The organism is Symbiopectobacterium purcellii (genome assembly GCF_052050035.1).
Lineage (GTDB): Bacteria > Pseudomonadota > Gammaproteobacteria > Enterobacterales > Enterobacteriaceae > Symbiopectobacterium > Symbiopectobacterium purcellii_A.
This window is the reverse complement of the sequence record NZ_CP189884.1, coordinates 25,504-42,173: the sequence shown is the minus strand read 5'-3', so window position 1 is coordinate 42,173 and position 16,670 is coordinate 25,504. Positions and strand designations below refer to the sequence as shown.

The following is a 16,670-nucleotide window of genomic DNA, read 5'->3' as shown; positions in this document are numbered from 1 at the left end:
AAAGCTGACTATCTCTTGTGCCAAAAGACTTGTGTAGGGTGTAGCGGTATTAGGAAAAGCTATTTAGTGGTACTCTCTAGCTAGCTCCAAAACAGAACAGCATAAATCTGTTTACAAAGCTTAAACGGCAACTGGCTGAGCAGGCCGAGGGGTTATCCATACTTCAAAAGGCCGCTACGTGCTTCGCCAGACGCCTGAATTGGGGTACGTATTTATGCAACAATATCCGGCTGATTTTCGGGTTAAGTCTATGGCGCGTGTGCCGTGCGTCAGTCGCAGCTGTTTTTATACTTGGCACTGACCGCGTCGGCAGAAAACAGATCAACATCAGTAACATGATGTTTTGCGATACACTCGTTGCAAGTGCGTTTTCAGAGCAGCAGAAAGGAAGAAACGGTGATTACAATTGTAAAGCCATTTCTGCCAGTCTGCGTCGACAGTGGTTGAAGGCGAAAGCAGCGAAGAAGTTCAGGGTAACAACGAATTCAAAACATAAAAATCCCGTGGCATCTAATCTGCTGCAGTAGGACTTTACTGCATCAGCACCGAATCAAAAGTGGGTATTCTACACACTTACTTATGGACGGAAGCTGTCTGGATTTATCTGGTTGTGATGATTGATTTATTTTCGCGGGCACTATCCGATTGGTCAATTTCGGCCAGAATGAAGTCTGGTCTGAGATACGTTGTAGATGGCTTTGAGTCGCCTAGGTCATCCTGAAGGTGTCATCGTCCACTTGGCTTATGGCAGCCAGTACTGCTCCGATAATTATCATTAGCTGATTAAAATCAGTATTTTATATGAATAATTCGTGGAAAAGGTAAGTATTACGAGAACGCCGTCGCAGGAATTTTTTTTTCACAGCCTCAATGTGGAGATGATCCACAGGGGAACATTTTCCTGACCGAGAAACAATGAACAGTAACCGTACCAAGTCATATCGTTATACACATCTTTCCTACTTATTTTTTAATCAATGAGTTACAGGCCGTTCTCCGCGTGACATTTTGAACCTCAAAAAGCCAATGGAATGGCTGGAATGCCCTAATGCACGGGGTCCTGAGCATGCTGCTCAAAAAATAGTCAAAAGATGTGTATAACGATATGGTACCAAGTAAGCTATCTCAAATAGCGGTAGAATACCACAAAACCAACTATTTTAAGGCATTAGCAACAACAGGGAAAAATTTCATCAATCTTTGTCACTAGTCACTCAAAAGATAAATATTATTTAAACCTGCGTCACTATCGGTGTTTACAGCTTATGGTACGTTTTACGTGGTTAATGATTTTCGACAAAAGACCTTTTTTCATTATCTCGCTGGTTTTTTTTTTAATTGTTTTAACGTGCATAAGTGTCTTAATTTTACAGACGCAACCTAAGAATCCTTCAGCCTTCAGTGGGCAAGAGAAACGTTGGCCGTTGGTACAGGACATCAATTACATTGCGCAAATGCATATATTTGGCATCAAAACAACACCAGCAATAAAACCCAGAGTTAACAACGAGCCAAGTGCTTGCGACATTGCTGAGACTGATGCTTTCTATTTCATGGTGCCGAGAGCAAAGAGCGAGGCCAGTGTACGTGCGTTGGTAATTAGTACAGAGGCACGTTTTTCAGTTGCTGTTATTGATATATCAGGACATCAGAAGTTATTTAGCCAAGGTGACAATTTTAACAGCAGTGGTGAGGAAGTTGTCAGAATTCTTTCCGATCGGGTGATAATCAGAAAAAATGGTCATTGCGCTGCGTTAATGTTTGTCGAGTAAATGCAATATATGATATAATGTATATAAATATGAAATTTATGGACAAAGCTAGATTTTCAAAACATCAGGTATTTTTATTGTTTATTTTTTATTCATGTTTTTTATTTACACCTTTTTTTTGCACCGAAGCTATTGCAGAAGTTACCTCTACGGCGACCAATTCCGCGCCAAATAAAACAGAAAATAGTGCAGTTACTCAGCGCTTTACTGCTGCGTTTAAAAATACTGATATTCGTGAGTTCATCAATACTGTCAGTAAAAATCTACATAAAACCATTATTATTGATTCGCAGGTTAAAGGCGAAGTTTCAGTGCACAGCTACGATCAATTCACGTCCGATCAGTACTATCAGTTTTTTCTCAATGTGCTGGACGTGTACGGCTATACTGTAATTACAAGCAGTGATAACGTACTGAAAGTGGTGCCTTCTGAAAAAGGCGAACGCTCTGCGCTGACAGGACCGAAAACCCCCCTTAATGGCGCAGAAATGGTATTTCGCGTAGTGCCTATGCAAAACCTCTCAGGCGCATCGTTGGCACCGATTCTTGACAAATTTAACAACATGGGCGTGGGCAGAGTTCGTTACTATCAGCCGGGTAACTCACTGTTAATCACCGGACGTTCCGACGAAGTAGGAGCGATGGAGGACATCGTACTAAATCTTGATAAAAATAGTAGTGCCCACACATCGGTCGAAATTATTCCGGTTCACAATACCAAACCATCCGTCATTAAAAAAATGGTCACCGATATCTACCGCAACAGTGTCGACAGCGAGTTCTCGCGTATGAAAGTAGCGGCAGACGATAAAGCAAAAGTGCTAATTGTCAACAGCACCGATAAGGCACACCAAACGGTGCGCAACATCATTAACAAGTTGGATACGGTCGCCAATTCTAAAGGCAATTCCAAAGTCATCTTCCTGAAATACTCCGATGCGGTACAACTGGCAAAACTGCTATCTTCCGGTGGCGGAACGGACAGTGACAACGATATCAAGGGTCAGAATACCGGTGAAATCGACAGCGTTAACGGCGATGGGGCCAATACTCTGAGCGATAGCGGAGGAGAGAACGATCTGGACGGTAGCAGCAGCGCGCAGAACCAGTTTATGTCAAATAATAGCTCACAGATCAGCAGCGACTATAGCTCGTTACTCAGCAGCAGCGGACCGATGTTTAAAGGTGTCAGTGTGCAGGCAGATAAAGCCAACAACGCGCTGGTGGTGCGCGCTCCAGAAGAGGAGATGCGTGAGATTGAGTCCATCATTAACCGACTGGATATCCGCCGCAGTCAGGTGCTGGTTGAAGCTATCATTGTTGAAATACAGGATGCAGAGGGTCTGAACCTCGGTGTTTCGTGGGCAAACTCCCGGAGCGGTGGTTTCGGATATAATGGCGATGTCAGCTCCAGCAAAGCCACCAACGCAGCAAACGGTTTTAGCGAAAACCAGCAGATTGTCTCTGCGCTTAAGGATTCCGGTGGGCTGGTGGCGGGCTTCTATCACGGCAATTGGGGAGCGCTGTTCAGCGCTCTGGAAAGCAATAAGCACAACAATATTTTGGCTACCCCGAGCACAGTGACTCTCGACAACCGTCAGGCAGAGTTCAACGTTGGCCAAGACATTCCTATACTTAGCGGCTCCAGAACCACCAACAGCGATAATATCTTTAACACCGTCGAGCGCCGCACGGTGGGGTTCAAGTTTAAAATTCGCCCGATGATTGATCAGGGCAATACGGTACAGCTGCACATCAGCCAGGAAATATCCAGTCTGACTGATGCCAATATAGCTAACATCGACAGCAAGCTAGGTGCAGTCTTTAATATCCGAACTGTCAATAACGTGGTACAGGTTGAAAACGATGAAACCGTAGTGATCGGCGGCCTGCTTGACAACGAGCAAAACAACCGCGTCAGCAAAGTGCCACTGCTAGGGGACATTCCGTGGATCGGCGGCTTGTTTCGTTACACTTCACGCAATGACAATAAACGCAACCTGATGCTGTTCATTCGACCACACATTATTCACGAACAGGAACACTATAACTATTTAACCGCCAGACAGTACATCAGCTTTAAGGAAGATCAGCAGAAGGACAATCCCGAACTGGTGAAGTCGCTTGGATTGAGCCTTTCCGGCAGCAGCACAAGCAGCCGCCAGTCGATCGATTACATCCAGAGCCATATTGCCGCATTCGCCCGGGAAGTAGCAGAATAATGAAGGGAAAACGGCTTAGTCTCGATTGGTCGCAGCAGCAGGGAATATTGCTGGACGAACAGGATAGCACGCCAGTGCTTTTCTGCCGCGCAGGAGTCGCGCCTCTGGCGTTGATGAGTGCGCTACGCAGCATTGGAAGAGAAACGCCGCTGCTGCTGCTGGACGATGAAAGCTTCTCTAGCCGGCTGGTTGCACGCTTTCAGCACAGCAGCTCCGGTGCCAGCGAAGTGATGGCCGAGCTAGGCAGCGAGTTGAATATGTACCAGCTTGTGGAAGCACTGCCCAACCACGAAGAACTTATGGACGAAGGCAGCGATGCACCGATCGTCCGGCTGATTAACGCCATTCTAAGCCAGGCAATCAAAGAGCGTGCCTCGGATGTGCACATTGAACCATTTGAGCATGTCATCGCTGTGCGCTTTCGTATTGATGGCATGCTGCACAAAATGCTGGAACCCGAGCGTCGGCTAGCCTCGGTGCTGGTTTCGCGCATAAAGGTAATGGCCAAGTTGGACATAGCCGAAAAGCGTACTCCTCAGGACGGTCGCATAAGTTTGCGCATCGGCCATCATGCAATCGATGTGCGTGTATCGGTGATCCCAGCCAGCCACGGCGAGCGGGTGGTCATGCGCCTGTTGGATAAAAACGCAGTGCAGCTGTCGCTTTCCGATTTGGGAATGTCAGAGGCGCTACGCCAGCGGATAATGGCGCTTGCCAACCGCCCTAACGGAATCTTTCTGCTCACCGGCCCTACAGGCTCTGGGAAAAGCACCACTCTGTACGCGGTCATTTCGGCGCTAAACCGGGACGAGCTCAATATCATGACCATCGAGGATCCGGTGGAATACGATATAGCCGGAATCTCCCAGACCCAGGTGAACCCAAAAGTTGAAATGACTTTTTCCCGCGGGCTGCGTGCCATACTGCGGCAGGATCCCGATGTTATTCTGATTGGCGAAATTCGCGATAGCGAAACGGCCAAAATTGCGGTGCAGGCATCTCTTACTGGACACATGGTGCTGGCAACCCTGCACACGAACACCTCCCTTGGAGCAATTCCCCGACTGCAGGACATGGGGGTAGAGCCTTTTCTGCTGGCCAGCTCGCTGAACGGCGTGCTGGCCCAGCGACTGGTAAGGCGGCTGTGCCAGCAGTGCCGGCGCCCGGTGACCCTGAGTAAAGAAGAGTGCCAGTCGTTGGGTGTACCTTGGTGCTCGGGACTCGCTGCGTGGGTACCCGGCGGCTGCGAACACTGCTACCATTCGGGGTACCGTGGGCGCACCGTGCTGCAAGAAATTCTAGTGCTCAACAACGCTATGCGCACGGGGGTGCATCAGAAAGCCTGCGAGGCAGAGTTGATGGCCCTGAGCGACAATTTCACATCGCTGCGCCAAGACGGATTTGCCAAAATATTGGCCGGAGTCACCAGCGTTGACGAAGTGCTACGAGCTACCGGCGAGGTTGAAGATAATGAGATATAGATTTGTGGCCTCTGACACGCACGGACAGGAGATCCGCGGGATCCTTGAGGCGGATTCGGAATTGCACCTGCGCGCCCTGCTACGCGAGAAAAAGCTAATCCTGATTACCGCCGGGCGGCCCGCTAAGCACCGTAGTCGGATGCGCATTAGCGATACCGAACTATCACTGATGACACGCCAGCTCGCGATTATGGTCGCCTCTTCGATGCCGCTGGACGAAGCGCTGTATGCGGTGGCCCAGCAATCGGAAAAACCAGCCGTCGCCCGCGTGGTTCAGCAATTGCGAGAAATAGTCGTCTCCGGCCTGAGCTTCGAGCAGGCACTGGCTAGATTTCCACATATCTTCGGACGCTTTTACTGCGTGATGGTAGCCGCCGGTGAAGCCAGTGGTCATCTCAACGTGGTGCTACTGCGGCTCGCCCAATATATAGAAAAGCGTCAGAGTATGAAAAACAAACTGATGCAGGCGTTACTCTACCCTGTGGTGCTGGCGCTGGTGACCATAGGTGTGGTGACTATTCTGCTTACCTCGGTGGTGCCGCAGGTGATGAGCCAGTTTATTCAGATGAAAGTGGAGCTACCGTGGACTACCCGCCTGCTGCTTATCATATGCAATGCAATTCGTGATTTCAGTGTTCCGGCGTTGGCGGTGCTTATCGGAGGCTTGATGACTTTTAGTTGGTCGCTGCGCAAGCCGGAAAATCTTCTGCGCATTCATGGGATGATGCTTAGGATCCCCATAACCGGTCGGCTGGTTCGGGAGTTAAACGCTGCGCGCTACGCCAAAACACTCTGTATTCTTACCACCAGTTCAGTGCCGCTCCTCGAATCGATGCGTATCGCCGCTAAGGTGCTGACTAACAGCTACGCCCGTCAGCAAATGACTGCTGCCTGCGAACAGGTATATGAAGGTAAGAGCCTGCACCAAGCGCTGTATGCTACACGACTGTTTTCACCTATGATTAACCATATGATCGCCTCCGGCGAGCGCAGCGGCGAACTAAACCAGATGTTGGAGCACGCTGTCAATCTGCAGGACGAGATCCTCAACCTTCGTCTGACGCTGTCGCTGAGCATTTTTGAACAAGTGCTGATCATCGTGATGGCCTCGGTGGTGTTGTTCATCATCATGTCAATTCTACAACCGATTCTTCAACTCAATTCCATGGTCGGATAACGACCGAAGCAGGGGCACTCTGTATGGCACATTCGCGTTATATGAGACGGGGACAAAAAGGTTTCACACTACTGGAAGTGATGGTGGTAATTGTGATTATCGGTCTTATGGCGATGCTGGTCATTCCCAACATTATGGCCAGTAAGGCGAAAGCCGACCAACAGAAAGCGAAGGCCGATATTAGCATGCTGGAGAGCTCACTGGAGATGTATCATCTAGATAACAATCGCTACCCCGCCACCGAGCAGGGGCTGCAGGTTCTGGTGAAAAAGCCGGAAGACGATCCGCACGCGGCCCACTATAGTGAAGGGGGCTATATCAAACGCCTGCCCAAAGATCCGTGGGGCAACGATTATCAGCTGTTAAACCCGGGCCAACATGGCAGCATAGACGTTTACTCCTTCGGGCCGGACGGTAGAGAAGATACCGAAGATGATATCGGCAACTGGGCTGCGGAGTAACCCTTGGTGAAGGGATGCACAGACGCGACCGCAACGGCGGCCTCCGCCCAGCGAGGTATGGTGCTGCTTGAAATACTTGTGGCGCTGGTGATCCTCGCGGTCACCGGAAGCTCGTTAATTTCAATTGCTATTCATAATCTGACATTGATTGGACAGCTTAAAGCAACTCTGTACGCAGGCTGGGTGGCAGAGAATCAGCTGGTGCAGCTGCATCTCGCTCCCGGCACCTGGGGCAAGGAATGGGTTCAGGGAGAAAACCTGATGGGCGGCAACAGCTGGCGATGGCGATACCGCTACGGCGACAGCGACGTGCGCAACGTGGACACGCTGGAAATTGAGGTTTTTCGCCCCGGTGATCACAGCCCGCTAGTCTCCGTCAAAACGCTGGTAGCGACTCCATGACCCTCCAGCGCGGTTTTACTCTGCTTGAGGTGATCCTCGGTATGGCACTTATATCTATTGTCTCCGTGAGCGCTTGGTATCTGCTGGTCGGCATGAACCGCAGCCAGCAGATGGTGCTATCGCAGGGGGGAAAGCTACAAGCCATTAGCCGGATTTTCAGCTGCCTGTCGGACGACTTCTCCCACTCGGTAATGCGCACTAACTCAAAAGCAGGCGCGTTGGATCTCCAACTGCAATCCGGATACCTTACGCATGTAAGTCTGCTGCGCCTGCAGTCACGCAGCGCTGGAGTACAGTTGGAGCAGGTGGAATGGTATCTGCAAAACGACACTCTCTATCGCCGTAGCCGGATGCTGGCACAAGGCGCGCAGTTCATTAACCAGCGTCAGCTCGGTGGTGTAACCGAATTTCACCTGCGCTTTTACCAACAGGGACTGTGGCGCCCGCAGTTGCTAAACGGTGGTAAGTTACCGCAGGCGGTTGAAATTACTGCCGTGGTTAACGGGCTGGGTGAAGTACAGCGACTGACGCTGATGGGAGAGAAATAGTGCGACCGCCCGACGCTGATGGCGAACGCGGCATGATTTTACTGATAGTTCTGATGGTCATCAGTCTGATAACTGGTATGGCTGCCAGCCTTTTCCACACTGGACAAACCACGCGCCAGAGCGTGAACAACGATCAACAGCGGCTACAGGCCAAATGGCAGTTGCTGGGGGCAGAAGCGGCAGTAACCGTCGAACTGCAGCGCCAGCTGCGCGGCAACAACGGTATCCTGCCCGATGCAGTCGGCTGGCTGCAGCCCCACGAATTGCGAGTAAACGGCGGCGAAGTGCACTACGTCATACGCGATCTAGATGCCTGCTTCAATCTCAACTGGCTGCTGGCGAGCGTTAAAAAAGAAGATGAAGGGAGCCAAGCCGCGCTGGCACCAAACGCTTGGTTTCAGCAACTGCTCAGGCGCACTGGCGCGGGTCGGAGCATCAGCGTTCAAAAGCTGCGAGACATGCTGCAGGGTTATCAGTTTCTCGATCCCAGCCAGTTGCTGGCAGTTGCCGACATCCCATCGGCAGCTTGGCAAAGACTTCTGGGGCAGATTTGCGTCGTCAACAGACGCGCCGAGGCCCCAACGCTGAACGTCAACGGCCTGACACCTGCTCAGATTCCGCTGCTTCAAACTGCGCTGAAAAATCAGGTCGACGGCGAGCGACTGCGCAAGCTGCTAGCTAGTCGTCCCGGTAAAGGCTGGAAAAATCAGAAGCAGATTTCGGAGGCCCTGCTTGATGGTCTACCGGTCACAACTCTGTTTCGCTACAACAGTAATGATTACCGACTCACGCTGGATAGCGGCGCTACTGGTGGCAATTCGATTTTGTACACATATCTTCACTATGAAAATCAAAAAATGCACGTGGTTTACCGTCGGTTTGAGAATAATGTAGAATGAAAATATATAACATGGCAGGCAATACGTCTGGACGACGTATCTTTTTACGCCTGCCGCTCACAGCCGAAGGACCAATGGCATGGTGGTGTGGTAATCCCCATTTCCCAGACGAAGTTCAGTGCGGCGAGCTAACTAGTGCTGCTGCGCTGACTGAACTGCCAGATAGCGTGCGTTCGCTTCCCGCTGTACTGTGGTTGCCCGCAGAAAAATGCGTGCTGGAGCCGGTAATCTTCAGCGGCAAATCCCGGCTGAGGCCAGCCCAATTGGCTGCTCTGCTTGGCGATAGCCTCTGCGAAGATGTGCGTGATTGGCTATGGTGGCGTCTTCCAGCAAAAGCCACACGGCTTCTGCTAGGCTGTCCTGCAGCGTGGCTGAGCGAGGTGTTAAGCGAAATAAACGCCTGCGGCCTGCAGATCGTGCAGCTGCTGCCCGAGCTGGCGGCCCTGCCGAACGACGATGCCTTGATATACTTTGTCGGTGGCCGCTGGCTGTACCGTGAACGCGACGGGCGCGGCGCTTGGTTGCATCCAGATTGGATAGCCAACATTTTGCCACAGTGGTGTAATCCCGAAACGCTGACACTTTACGGCCCGCCTCCTATAGTTGGTGTCCACTGGGCTTCCCAGTATGACAGTGGTACGGAAGCGCTGCTAGCCCGCTGCAGTGCAGATAGCGGCATTAACCTACTTTCACAATTGCCGCCATCTCTGCAACTCCGCAACAGCAGGCGCTACTGGCCATGGACTGTCGGGCTGAATGCTTTAGCTATGGTGCTGGCGTTGGGCGCAACGCTAACGGCCACTCTCCACCTACACCAGCAGGCTACCCGGGACAAGCAGCAGGTAATTGCACTTTATAAGCACTGGTTTCCGCAGGAAAATCACAAATACGCAGACGAAATAGATCGTCTCCGGGGCCAAAGACGCAGGTTTCTCATGCAGTTCGGTAGCATCAATTTCTTCAACACATTCTGGCAGTACACCAAACTTCATCGCCAATGGCAAGATCCACAGGTACAGCAGTTGGCATTTGACCAAGATAAGCACGCGTTGACCGTGCAAGTGAACCTGAGTGAAGCCGATGCGAAGCTCGCCGCATCTCAGGCGAAGCAGGAACGTATTGTCGTAAAGCTTGATGCTGCGCATCAGGGCCGAATTGCCGCGACTTTTACTTTGCGGGGGCCAAATGAGAATTGATCTACACCTGTTGCGCCTGCCACTTATCTTTATCGGTGTCTTTATCGTATTGCAGAGTGCGTCCTTCTGGCTACTTTATACCGCTAGCAGCAATGCGCAGGCCGTCAGCCGCCAGCTGGCGTGGATGGAAAAGCAGCAAGACGTAGTAAACTGGATAAAAAGCAAGCCTGACACAGTGACTCTCAGCAAGCCGCTGGTCGAAGCGGTAACGGAGAGCGCCATCGAGGCGGGAATTGTGCTGTCTTCGAAGGTCAGTGGGGGCGATACGGTGCAAATTTCCCTCACCGGGGTTGAGTTCAACCGGCTGATTCTGTGGCTGCAGCAATTACAGCACACTTACTGCACGGTAGTGCTAGTTCTGGATCTGACCCGCGGAGCTGCCGGTGAAGTTAACGTGACCCGACTGGTTCTGGGGCGTCCGCCCCGGGTGAAGTAGATGCTAAAGTCTACAATAGGCTGGTTTATTTTTTCCGTGCTGACCGGTTTGTGCCTCGGTAGCGTAATGAACATGGTGGTGTACAGGCTGCCAGCCCTACTACTGCGCGACGAGCAGGACGCAGATCAGGCGTTTAATTTATTTTGGCCGCCTTCCCACTGTACACGCTGTGGACACAGGATACGCTGGTACGACAATATTCCGCTGTTCAGCTGGCTGACGCTGCTCGGACGCTGCCGCAGTTGCCACGAGCCCATCGGCTGGCGCTACCTATTTCTGGAGCTGAGTCTCGGCATGTGGGGTGCGCTCTGCGCGTGTCTTACGTCGCCGGGTCTTAGTTGGGCGGCCTTTATGCTCTACGGCTCGTGGCTACTGGCGTTGGCGTGGATTGATTATCTGCACCAGCTGCTGCCCGACTTGCTGACCCAGTCGCTGCTGTGGATGGGTCTGCTATGGCACCTAGTTGACGAGCGGGTGCTGCTTGAGGATGCGTTGGTAGGCGCGATGGCTGGTTATCTGACTTTGGCGTTGATCTACTGGCTTGGTCGCTGGCGCTATGGTTTTGAGGTTATGGGCTGCGGTGACATGAAATTCTTGGCTGCGCTCGGCGCCTGGCTCGGCTGGTCGGCGCTTCCTTCGGTACTTCTGCTGGCTTCTTTGTTTACGCTGACCCTTGCACTGTGGCAAATTGTCCGTAAGCACGCGCACCGACGCAGCGAGTTTCCGTTCGGTCCCGGCCTGTCGCTGGCCGGGTTGGTGTTTCTCTGTTATTTTGTCTTACTTTGATGGGATTCGATTAACGTTTATAAGTTGAGAGTGTGGCAAGATTTATGTACTGGAAAATAGTTACCGTAATTGGCCTCTCTGCAGCACTTCTGGGGTGTGCCAATCGGCAGTCCCACGAACTCCAAGCCATCGCTACCACGCGCAAGGCTCCGATTCCATCCGAGCAGCAGGAGCAGCTGGCGTCGACTATTGCTGGTGCAGCCTACCTAAAAAATTACTGCAATCGCAGCGACCTGGGTGAGAGAAAAGAAATATTCAATGCCCTAGTCAAGCTTGCCCAGCGTAAGGGCTGGAACGTAGCCAGCCTAGATCAGTCACAGCTGACCTCCCGCAGTGATGTTTTTTACGGCAACTTGGTCAACAACCACGACATAATGCAAAATTGTACTGAGCTTAATCGCGCAATGGCCGGAATTTTGCTCAGTGCCTATCCCCACTAGCTGTAGTGGTTGAATAATCAGGACACTAAACTTACATCCAAAACGGAGGTGTTTAGTGAACCATAAACGACAATTTACCCCTGAGTTTAAAAAGGAAACCGTTGCCCTGGTAACAGAGCAGGGCTATACGATAGCCAGGGCAGCAGCATCGCTGGGCATAAGCAACAAAACCCTGCATACATGGGTCTCGCTGGCACGCGAGCAGAGCAACGGCGTACTCAGCGATGATGAACGTGCAGAGTTAAAACGGTTACAAAAGGAAAACAAAGAGTTACGTACAGAGAAGGAGATACTAAAAAAGGCGAGTGCCTTCTTCGCGAAACATATGTCGTGAGATACCGGTTCATTCTCGACAATGCCACTGACTTCAGCGTTCGTACACTCTGTCGGGTCATGCGTGTGACGGCCTCTGCCTGGTAATGGGGCTATCACCTCTACTTAGGTGGCCAAATTCAGTATGCCACTACAATGCGCCTTTTTCTCCAGCGCTGCGATTTGGACATCGGTAAGCACGATGCCTTCTCTGGCAACTTTTTCCTCAAGCGCCTTCAGGCGTTTACAGAAGTTCTCCAGATCGTGCCGTTGCCAGATGGACCGCACGCCGCTGCCGGAGATAAATACGCCTTTTTTACGCAGCTCATTACTGGTCCGGTGCTGCCCGTGGGCCGGGAACTCAACGGCATATTCAACAACCGCGCGTTCAGTGGCTTCGTCGGCGCGGTTCTTCAGGTTGGGAACCCGGCGGTTCTGGTTAACCAGTGCATCGATGCCACCTTCAGCAGCCAGTTCATGATATAGCCAAGCGACATTATTTTGATAACAGCCAGCTATGCTTCTTTGCCGCATATCAGGGCATAGGATGTAATCATTTTTAAGTCGGTTGGCTATAACGGTAAAACGTGTAGCGCGACATGCCCATGATCTTGCAGGCTTTTGATACGTTACCAAGTTCTTCGGCGAGATTGAGCAGGCCGGCTTTGTGTTTGATGATGGGATTGTTAGTATGAAGCATGAGAGTTACCTCGCGTTTTGTTTAAGGATTAGACACCCATATCAAAACCGGTAACTCTCAACCTTTCAAGGTCATGTGTCAGATCAAGTCGCGACTAATACACATTAAAGCCACCCAAATAGTTTTGATGTCCGGAGTCAGCCTGTTAGCGCAGGCTGGCTCTTTTGTTTTCTTGCCGCATATCAGATTACGGCTAATCTCTCATGTATCGGCTGCATCATTCCTGATGCCAGAATTTGGCGACTTTCCCACCGGTCATGTGCTGCCTGGGTATTAATCCAAAAGTCCTCGTCGGTTTCAAACAAAGCAGCCAGCGTTGCTGCTTCTGTAACGCTGATCCGGCGACTATTGTTAACGATCTGACTAACAACTTTACGAGACAGGCCCATAACCTGCCCCAGCTGCTCTTGGGTGATACCCATCGGTTTCAGAAACTCTTCGGAAAGCATTTCACCTACGGTGGTTGGTTCAGCTGCTCTGGTATCCATTCTTGCCTCCTCAGTATTTGTGTGGGTCCAGGTAAAGATCGTAAGCGTGTCCGTCGCGCCAGCGGAAAATTAACCGCCACTGGATTGATACCCGGATGCTTGACCATCCATTCAGGTTTACCGCCAGCCTTTCATAATTGTTGCTGCGCGGGGCGAAAAGTGACTTTTCCGTTGTTGCTACTTCGAGGAGAGACAACTTCCGCCGTAACGGGTTTTCAATGTTGGCGGGAATCTCACGGCTGCGCACATTGTCGAGGTAGAAAATTGCGAGTGTCCCGCTGTCTCCATCCCTAAAGCTACCAATCATCCAACACCTCGTAATCACTTAACTTAGATGTATTGTACCTAAAAAAGGAACTCAATGCAACCAATATAGGAACATGTTAACCTAAAATAGTCTCATTTATTTCAATTGTTGATGCCAATACTGTTTCAAGGCTGCGAGCAGTGCGCAGCAAGCCTTTTAAATGCCGTTATGCGGCATGGAGGCGCACGCGGGTGTTTTATATGACCTCATAATTGATTTGCGCCGTAAACCCGGCGTAGCCGGTTACAGTTTAATAGATTTCACAAATCGATCCCTTCACCCTGCACTGGCCAAGTAAATCAGGACACTTTTTTCTCAGCCATTTGTTCATATAGCCAACCGACTTAAAAATGATTACATCCTATGCCCTGATATGCGGCAAAGAAGCATAGCTGGCTGTTATCAAAATAATGTCGCTTGGCTATACAGGCTGAGGAGCAGTATGGGAGACGTGGGTGCCTGCTGGGATAATGCGGTGATGGAGCGCTTCTGGGGCAGTCTGAAACATGAATGGTTGCTGCTGGTACCCCAGCCAACACGGGCTTACATGGAGCAGGATGTGGCGACGTATATCCGCTACTACAACCTACACAGGCATCATGCCGCTAACGGGGATCTGTCTCCGGTGCGTTATGAACAAATGGCTGAGAAAAAAGTGTCCTGATTTACTTGACCAGTGCACTTATCAGCGACAACGGAGAGCAGGATGGTATCGATACTTTTACGGGTCATCATGTTGGCTGTCTCTGAACAAAATATGTGGTCAGATCATACATATTCCACTGCCCTGTTCCGACAAAAAAACTTACAGACTCGGCAGCAGGGCTGCCAGGCTCGTTCCCGCAGGGTACATACTCAATATCAGTCATGGCAGCGCAGACTATTTAGCAAGGCACGGTTGGCATACCCATCTGCGGGCACTCTTGTCTGTTGCTGATAAGCACGTATCGCTTGCGTTGTGTCAGAGCCAATTTTGCCATCAATGGATCCCTTATAAAGCTGTTTTTCCTTTAGCAGGATCTGCAGAGCCAGGCGCTCTTTGCGTGTTAATGGTGTCTCCTGAAGAGGCCAGTGCTTGAGTATAGGTGTATCGCGTTGATAGTTATCCGACAGCAAACCAACAGTAAGCGCATAGGATATATCATTGTTGTACCTTAGAATGGCTCGAAAATTATCCGTCACCAGAAACGCCGGGCCACTCTTCCCAACCGGAAGTAAGAGAGAAGCATTTTCAGAAGAGAACGAAAGTGACTCTCTGGGGGCAGCAACCGTCACCCCCAGTTTCTTCCAGTCGGCGATGCTTTTCTTATTACCCATGCCGGAAAGCGTATAATTAAAATCGGTGGGCAGATTCACTTCGAATCCCCATGGTACGCCCACTTTCCATCTGGCTTGTTGCATATAGTTCGCCACAGAAGCCAATGAGTCCGGGAAAGACGTCCAGATATCGGAATGATTATCCCCGTCAAAATCGACTGCGTACTTCAGGTAAGAAATCGGAATAAACTGAGGCATGCCCATCGCGCCGGCCCAAGAACCCTTAATCTGCTGAGGTTGTACCTCACTGTTCTGGATAATTCTCAGCGCTGCAATCAGATTCTGCCGATTAAATTCCCGACGATAATTGTAGTAATCCAACGTAGCCAGCGAACGAATAACCGACTTGTCACCGGAATTCGCGCCATAACTGCTTTCAATGGAGAGGAAGGCGTACAGCAGTGGTGTATCTACCTGATAACGCCGGTAGATAAGCTGGGTTACTTTCCTGTTTTGCTTAATCAGTTTTTTACCCTCTGCAATATTCTCCGGTGTTACCCGTTTTTCAATATAGGTCCACACTGGTTCAACAACTTCCGGCTGCTTTTGTGTATTAGCAATGATGTCGCTGTCTGGAGTTAGTCCAGAAAATGCTTCGTCAAAGATATTAGCTCTGATTCCCTGGGAAAGCGCTTCCTGACGCACCGTATTTTTCCATTGTTCAAAACTTTTATCTGGTGATGGCGGCGTCGCTGTGCTGTCACTGAGTCCGTGCGATTTTAGCAAGTCATCAATATTCTGGCATTTATCTGCAACAGAGACGCATGAACCTAACAAACTGATACCAAAAAGTAATAGTATCGTCAGCTTTGCCATCGACATCATTGATAAGCTAAATCTCGTCATATTGTAGCTTCGCTCCCATTACCCCAAATCTGACGCGTAATCGCCGCTGGGGGGACATTTTGACAAAAATGTAATTAATATCACTGCTCTGCCAAAAAGTTGCAGTCTGGCAGCTGTTTGCGTGTGAACAGCGTTTTTTCGGCCAGTAAAACCAACGAAACCAGATGAGATTTAAATTTATTCTTTCTCATGAGTTGTCCCGTAGTCAGGTAGTATCTGTCCTAGACTTTATCCTAATCAGGCTAAACTGACCCTGATACAAGCTGCAGTAATGAGCCACTAATGACCCGATAAGGTGGGATAAAAATAACAAATAACTCTAAACTGCTCAATAAATAAACACGAAAAACGCAACTTTAAGACAATACTTAGAGTCTATCCCAATAGGATTTTATTCCAGACAATGACACCGCAGGCAAAATGCAGCATGAGTCTGTAAAGAATTTTGTGTAAATGGCTCCATTGCTTAACCGGAGATTCGTTCTCCATACATCAACATGAATTGGCTCATAGCAGGTTTCCAGTCTCTGATTGGCAAGGTCCATTTAGCAGAGATATTATGCAAGGCTAGATAGAGTAATTTTATCACCGAGTCATCCGTTGGAAATATTCGTCGCGTTTTCGTTATCTTGCGCAATGAAGCATTTAACGACTCTATCGCGTTGGTGGTGTAGATAACCTTGCGGATCTCCGGGGCTTTGTTGAATAATTTAAGATACTGATTTATATAAGCATTATAAAATTTCAACGACTAATTTTTCCTCTCGGAATGCTTTTTATTGTGCTAACTATTTGATTTGTCGTTCTAACAAAATACATTCTCTGTAAATGCATTCTAACTAAAGAAGATGTAAATCAAACGGTTAAATTATTCAACAAA

The 16,670-nt window shown here is 49.9% G+C and carries 16 protein-coding genes and 3 pseudogenes; 14 read left to right on the top strand and 5 right to left on the bottom strand.

Annotated elements, in window-relative coordinates; genetic code table 11:
• Positions 1-1,265: 1,265 nt before the first annotated feature.
• From ACQGXV_RS36410 to ACQGXV_RS36350, 13 genes are read left to right on the top strand one after another with little or no spacing between them, the layout of a single operon-like run.
• Positions 1,266-1,772 (top strand): type II secretion system protein N, encoded by a 507-nt coding sequence (locus ACQGXV_RS36410; protein WP_440867947.1) that lies wholly within the window; start codon positions 1,266-1,268, stop codon positions 1,770-1,772.
• Between the two features lie 17 nt (positions 1,773-1,789).
• Positions 1,790-3,994 (top strand): type II secretion system secretin GspD, encoded by a 2,205-nt coding sequence (gene gspD, locus ACQGXV_RS36405; RefSeq protein ID WP_440867946.1) that lies wholly within the window; start codon positions 1,790-1,792, stop codon positions 3,992-3,994.
• Positions 3,994-5,475 carry a type II secretion system ATPase GspE gene (gspE, locus tag ACQGXV_RS36400; protein ID WP_440867945.1) on the top strand — a complete coding sequence of 494 codons (1,482 nt, stop codon included), beginning with the start codon at positions 3,994-3,996 and terminating at the stop codon, positions 5,473-5,475. The genes gspD and gspE overlap by 1 nt, the downstream gene beginning before the upstream one ends.
• The gene (locus ACQGXV_RS36395) at positions 5,465-6,652 is read left to right on the top strand and encodes a type II secretion system F family protein (protein WP_440867944.1); all 1,188 of its coding nucleotides are present in this window, start codon (positions 5,465-5,467) and stop codon (positions 6,650-6,652) included. The genes gspE and ACQGXV_RS36395 overlap by 11 nt, the downstream gene beginning before the upstream one ends.
• A gap of 41 nt (positions 6,653-6,693) precedes the next feature.
• A complete protein-coding gene (gene gspG, locus ACQGXV_RS36390) occupies positions 6,694-7,113 on the top strand; it encodes a type II secretion system major pseudopilin GspG (RefSeq protein ID WP_440867953.1) in 420 nt (139 codons plus the stop codon).
• Between the two features lie 6 nt (positions 7,114-7,119).
• Positions 7,120-7,515: a type II secretion system minor pseudopilin GspI gene (gspI, locus tag ACQGXV_RS36385; RefSeq protein WP_440867952.1), complete on the top strand. Its 396-nt coding sequence runs from the start codon at positions 7,120-7,122 to the stop codon at positions 7,513-7,515.
• Positions 7,512-8,063, top strand: coding sequence for a type II secretion system protein GspJ (locus ACQGXV_RS36380; RefSeq protein ID WP_440867943.1), 552 nt, complete (start codon positions 7,512-7,514; stop codon positions 8,061-8,063). Before gspI ends, ACQGXV_RS36380 begins: the two co-directional genes overlap by 4 nt.
• A gap of 32 nt (positions 8,064-8,095) precedes the next feature.
• Positions 8,096-8,962: a general secretion pathway protein GspK gene (locus ACQGXV_RS36375; RefSeq protein WP_440867942.1), complete on the top strand. Its 867-nt coding sequence runs from the start codon at positions 8,096-8,098 to the stop codon at positions 8,960-8,962.
• A complete protein-coding gene (gspL, locus tag ACQGXV_RS36370; RefSeq protein WP_440867941.1) occupies positions 8,959-10,158 on the top strand; it encodes a type II secretion system protein GspL in 1,200 nt (399 codons plus the stop codon). The genes ACQGXV_RS36375 and gspL overlap by 4 nt, the downstream gene beginning before the upstream one ends.
• Positions 10,148-10,594: a type II secretion system protein GspM gene (gene gspM, locus ACQGXV_RS36365; RefSeq protein ID WP_440867940.1), complete on the top strand. Its 447-nt coding sequence runs from the start codon at positions 10,148-10,150 to the stop codon at positions 10,592-10,594. The genes gspL and gspM overlap by 11 nt, the downstream gene beginning before the upstream one ends.
• Positions 10,595-11,380: a prepilin peptidase gene (locus ACQGXV_RS36360; RefSeq protein WP_440867939.1), complete on the top strand. Its 786-nt coding sequence runs from the start codon at positions 10,595-10,597 to the stop codon at positions 11,378-11,380.
• Between the two features lie 32 nt (positions 11,381-11,412).
• A complete protein-coding gene (gene gspS / locus ACQGXV_RS36355; protein WP_440867938.1) occupies positions 11,413-11,820 on the top strand; it encodes a type II secretion system pilot lipoprotein GspS in 408 nt (135 codons plus the stop codon).
• A 55-nt stretch (positions 11,821-11,875) separates the two neighbouring features.
• On the top strand, positions 11,876-12,154 hold the full coding sequence (locus ACQGXV_RS36350) for a transposase (protein ID WP_440867937.1): 279 nt from the start codon (positions 11,876-11,878) through the stop codon (positions 12,152-12,154).
• A 134-nt stretch (positions 12,155-12,288) separates the two neighbouring features.
• On the opposite strand, the pseudogene ACQGXV_RS36345 reads toward ACQGXV_RS36350, so the two are convergent.
• The 3 genes and pseudogenes from ACQGXV_RS36345 to ACQGXV_RS36335 form a co-directional block, all read right to left on the bottom strand.
• Positions 12,289-12,832 (bottom strand): annotated as a pseudogene (locus ACQGXV_RS36345) (helix-turn-helix domain-containing protein); the annotation flags it as partial.
• A 182-nt stretch (positions 12,833-13,014) separates the two neighbouring features.
• The gene (locus ACQGXV_RS36340; protein WP_267436625.1) at positions 13,015-13,320 is read right to left on the bottom strand and encodes a HigA family addiction module antitoxin; all 306 of its coding nucleotides are present in this window, start codon (positions 13,318-13,320) and stop codon (positions 13,015-13,017) included.
• A gap of 10 nt (positions 13,321-13,330) precedes the next feature.
• Positions 13,331-13,627 carry a type II toxin-antitoxin system RelE/ParE family toxin gene (locus ACQGXV_RS36335; RefSeq protein WP_440867936.1) on the bottom strand — a complete coding sequence of 99 codons (297 nt, stop codon included), beginning with the start codon at positions 13,625-13,627 and terminating at the stop codon, positions 13,331-13,333.
• 424 nt (positions 13,628-14,051) lie between these two features.
• Here ACQGXV_RS36335 and ACQGXV_RS36330 point away from each other — a divergent pair.
• A pseudogene (locus ACQGXV_RS36330) lies at positions 14,052-14,291 on the top strand (integrase core domain-containing protein); the annotation flags it as partial.
• 197 nt (positions 14,292-14,488) lie between these two features.
• On the opposite strand, the gene ACQGXV_RS36325 reads toward ACQGXV_RS36330, so the two are convergent.
• On the bottom strand, positions 14,489-15,760 hold the full coding sequence (locus ACQGXV_RS36325) for a lytic murein transglycosylase (RefSeq protein ID WP_440867935.1): 1,272 nt from the start codon (positions 15,758-15,760) through the stop codon (positions 14,489-14,491).
• 496 nt (positions 15,761-16,256) lie between these two features.
• A pseudogene (locus ACQGXV_RS36320) lies at positions 16,257-16,484 on the bottom strand (transposase); the annotation flags it as partial.
• Positions 16,485-16,670 lie beyond the last annotated feature (186 nt).

Coding starts and splice junctions, on each gene's coding strand:
- ACQGXV_RS36410 (WP_440867947.1), top strand. CDS start 1,266: ATGGTACGTTTTACGTGGTTAATGATTTTCGACAAAAGACCTTTTTTC.
- gspD (WP_440867946.1), top strand. CDS start 1,790: ATGTATATAAATATGAAATTTATGGACAAAGCTAGATTTTCAAAACAT.
- gspE (WP_440867945.1), top strand. CDS start 3,994: ATGAAGGGAAAACGGCTTAGTCTCGATTGGTCGCAGCAGCAGGGAATA.
- ACQGXV_RS36395 (WP_440867944.1), top strand. CDS start 5,465: ATGAGATATAGATTTGTGGCCTCTGACACGCACGGACAGGAGATCCGC.
- gspG (WP_440867953.1), top strand. CDS start 6,694: ATGAGACGGGGACAAAAAGGTTTCACACTACTGGAAGTGATGGTGGTA.
- ACQGXV_RS36380 (WP_440867943.1), top strand. CDS start 7,512: ATGACCCTCCAGCGCGGTTTTACTCTGCTTGAGGTGATCCTCGGTATG.
- ACQGXV_RS36375 (WP_440867942.1), top strand. CDS start 8,096: ATGATTTTACTGATAGTTCTGATGGTCATCAGTCTGATAACTGGTATG.
- gspL (WP_440867941.1), top strand. CDS start 8,959: ATGAAAATATATAACATGGCAGGCAATACGTCTGGACGACGTATCTTT.
- gspM (WP_440867940.1), top strand. CDS start 10,148: ATGAGAATTGATCTACACCTGTTGCGCCTGCCACTTATCTTTATCGGT.
- ACQGXV_RS36360 (WP_440867939.1), top strand. CDS start 10,595: ATGCTAAAGTCTACAATAGGCTGGTTTATTTTTTCCGTGCTGACCGGT.
- ACQGXV_RS36340 (WP_267436625.1), bottom strand. CDS start 13,320: ATGGATACCAGAGCAGCTGAACCAACCACCGTAGGTGAAATGCTTTCC.
- ACQGXV_RS36335 (WP_440867936.1), bottom strand. CDS start 13,627: ATGATTGGTAGCTTTAGGGATGGAGACAGCGGGACACTCGCAATTTTC.
- ACQGXV_RS36325 (WP_440867935.1), bottom strand. CDS start 15,760: ATGGCAAAGCTGACGATACTATTACTTTTTGGTATCAGTTTGTTAGGT.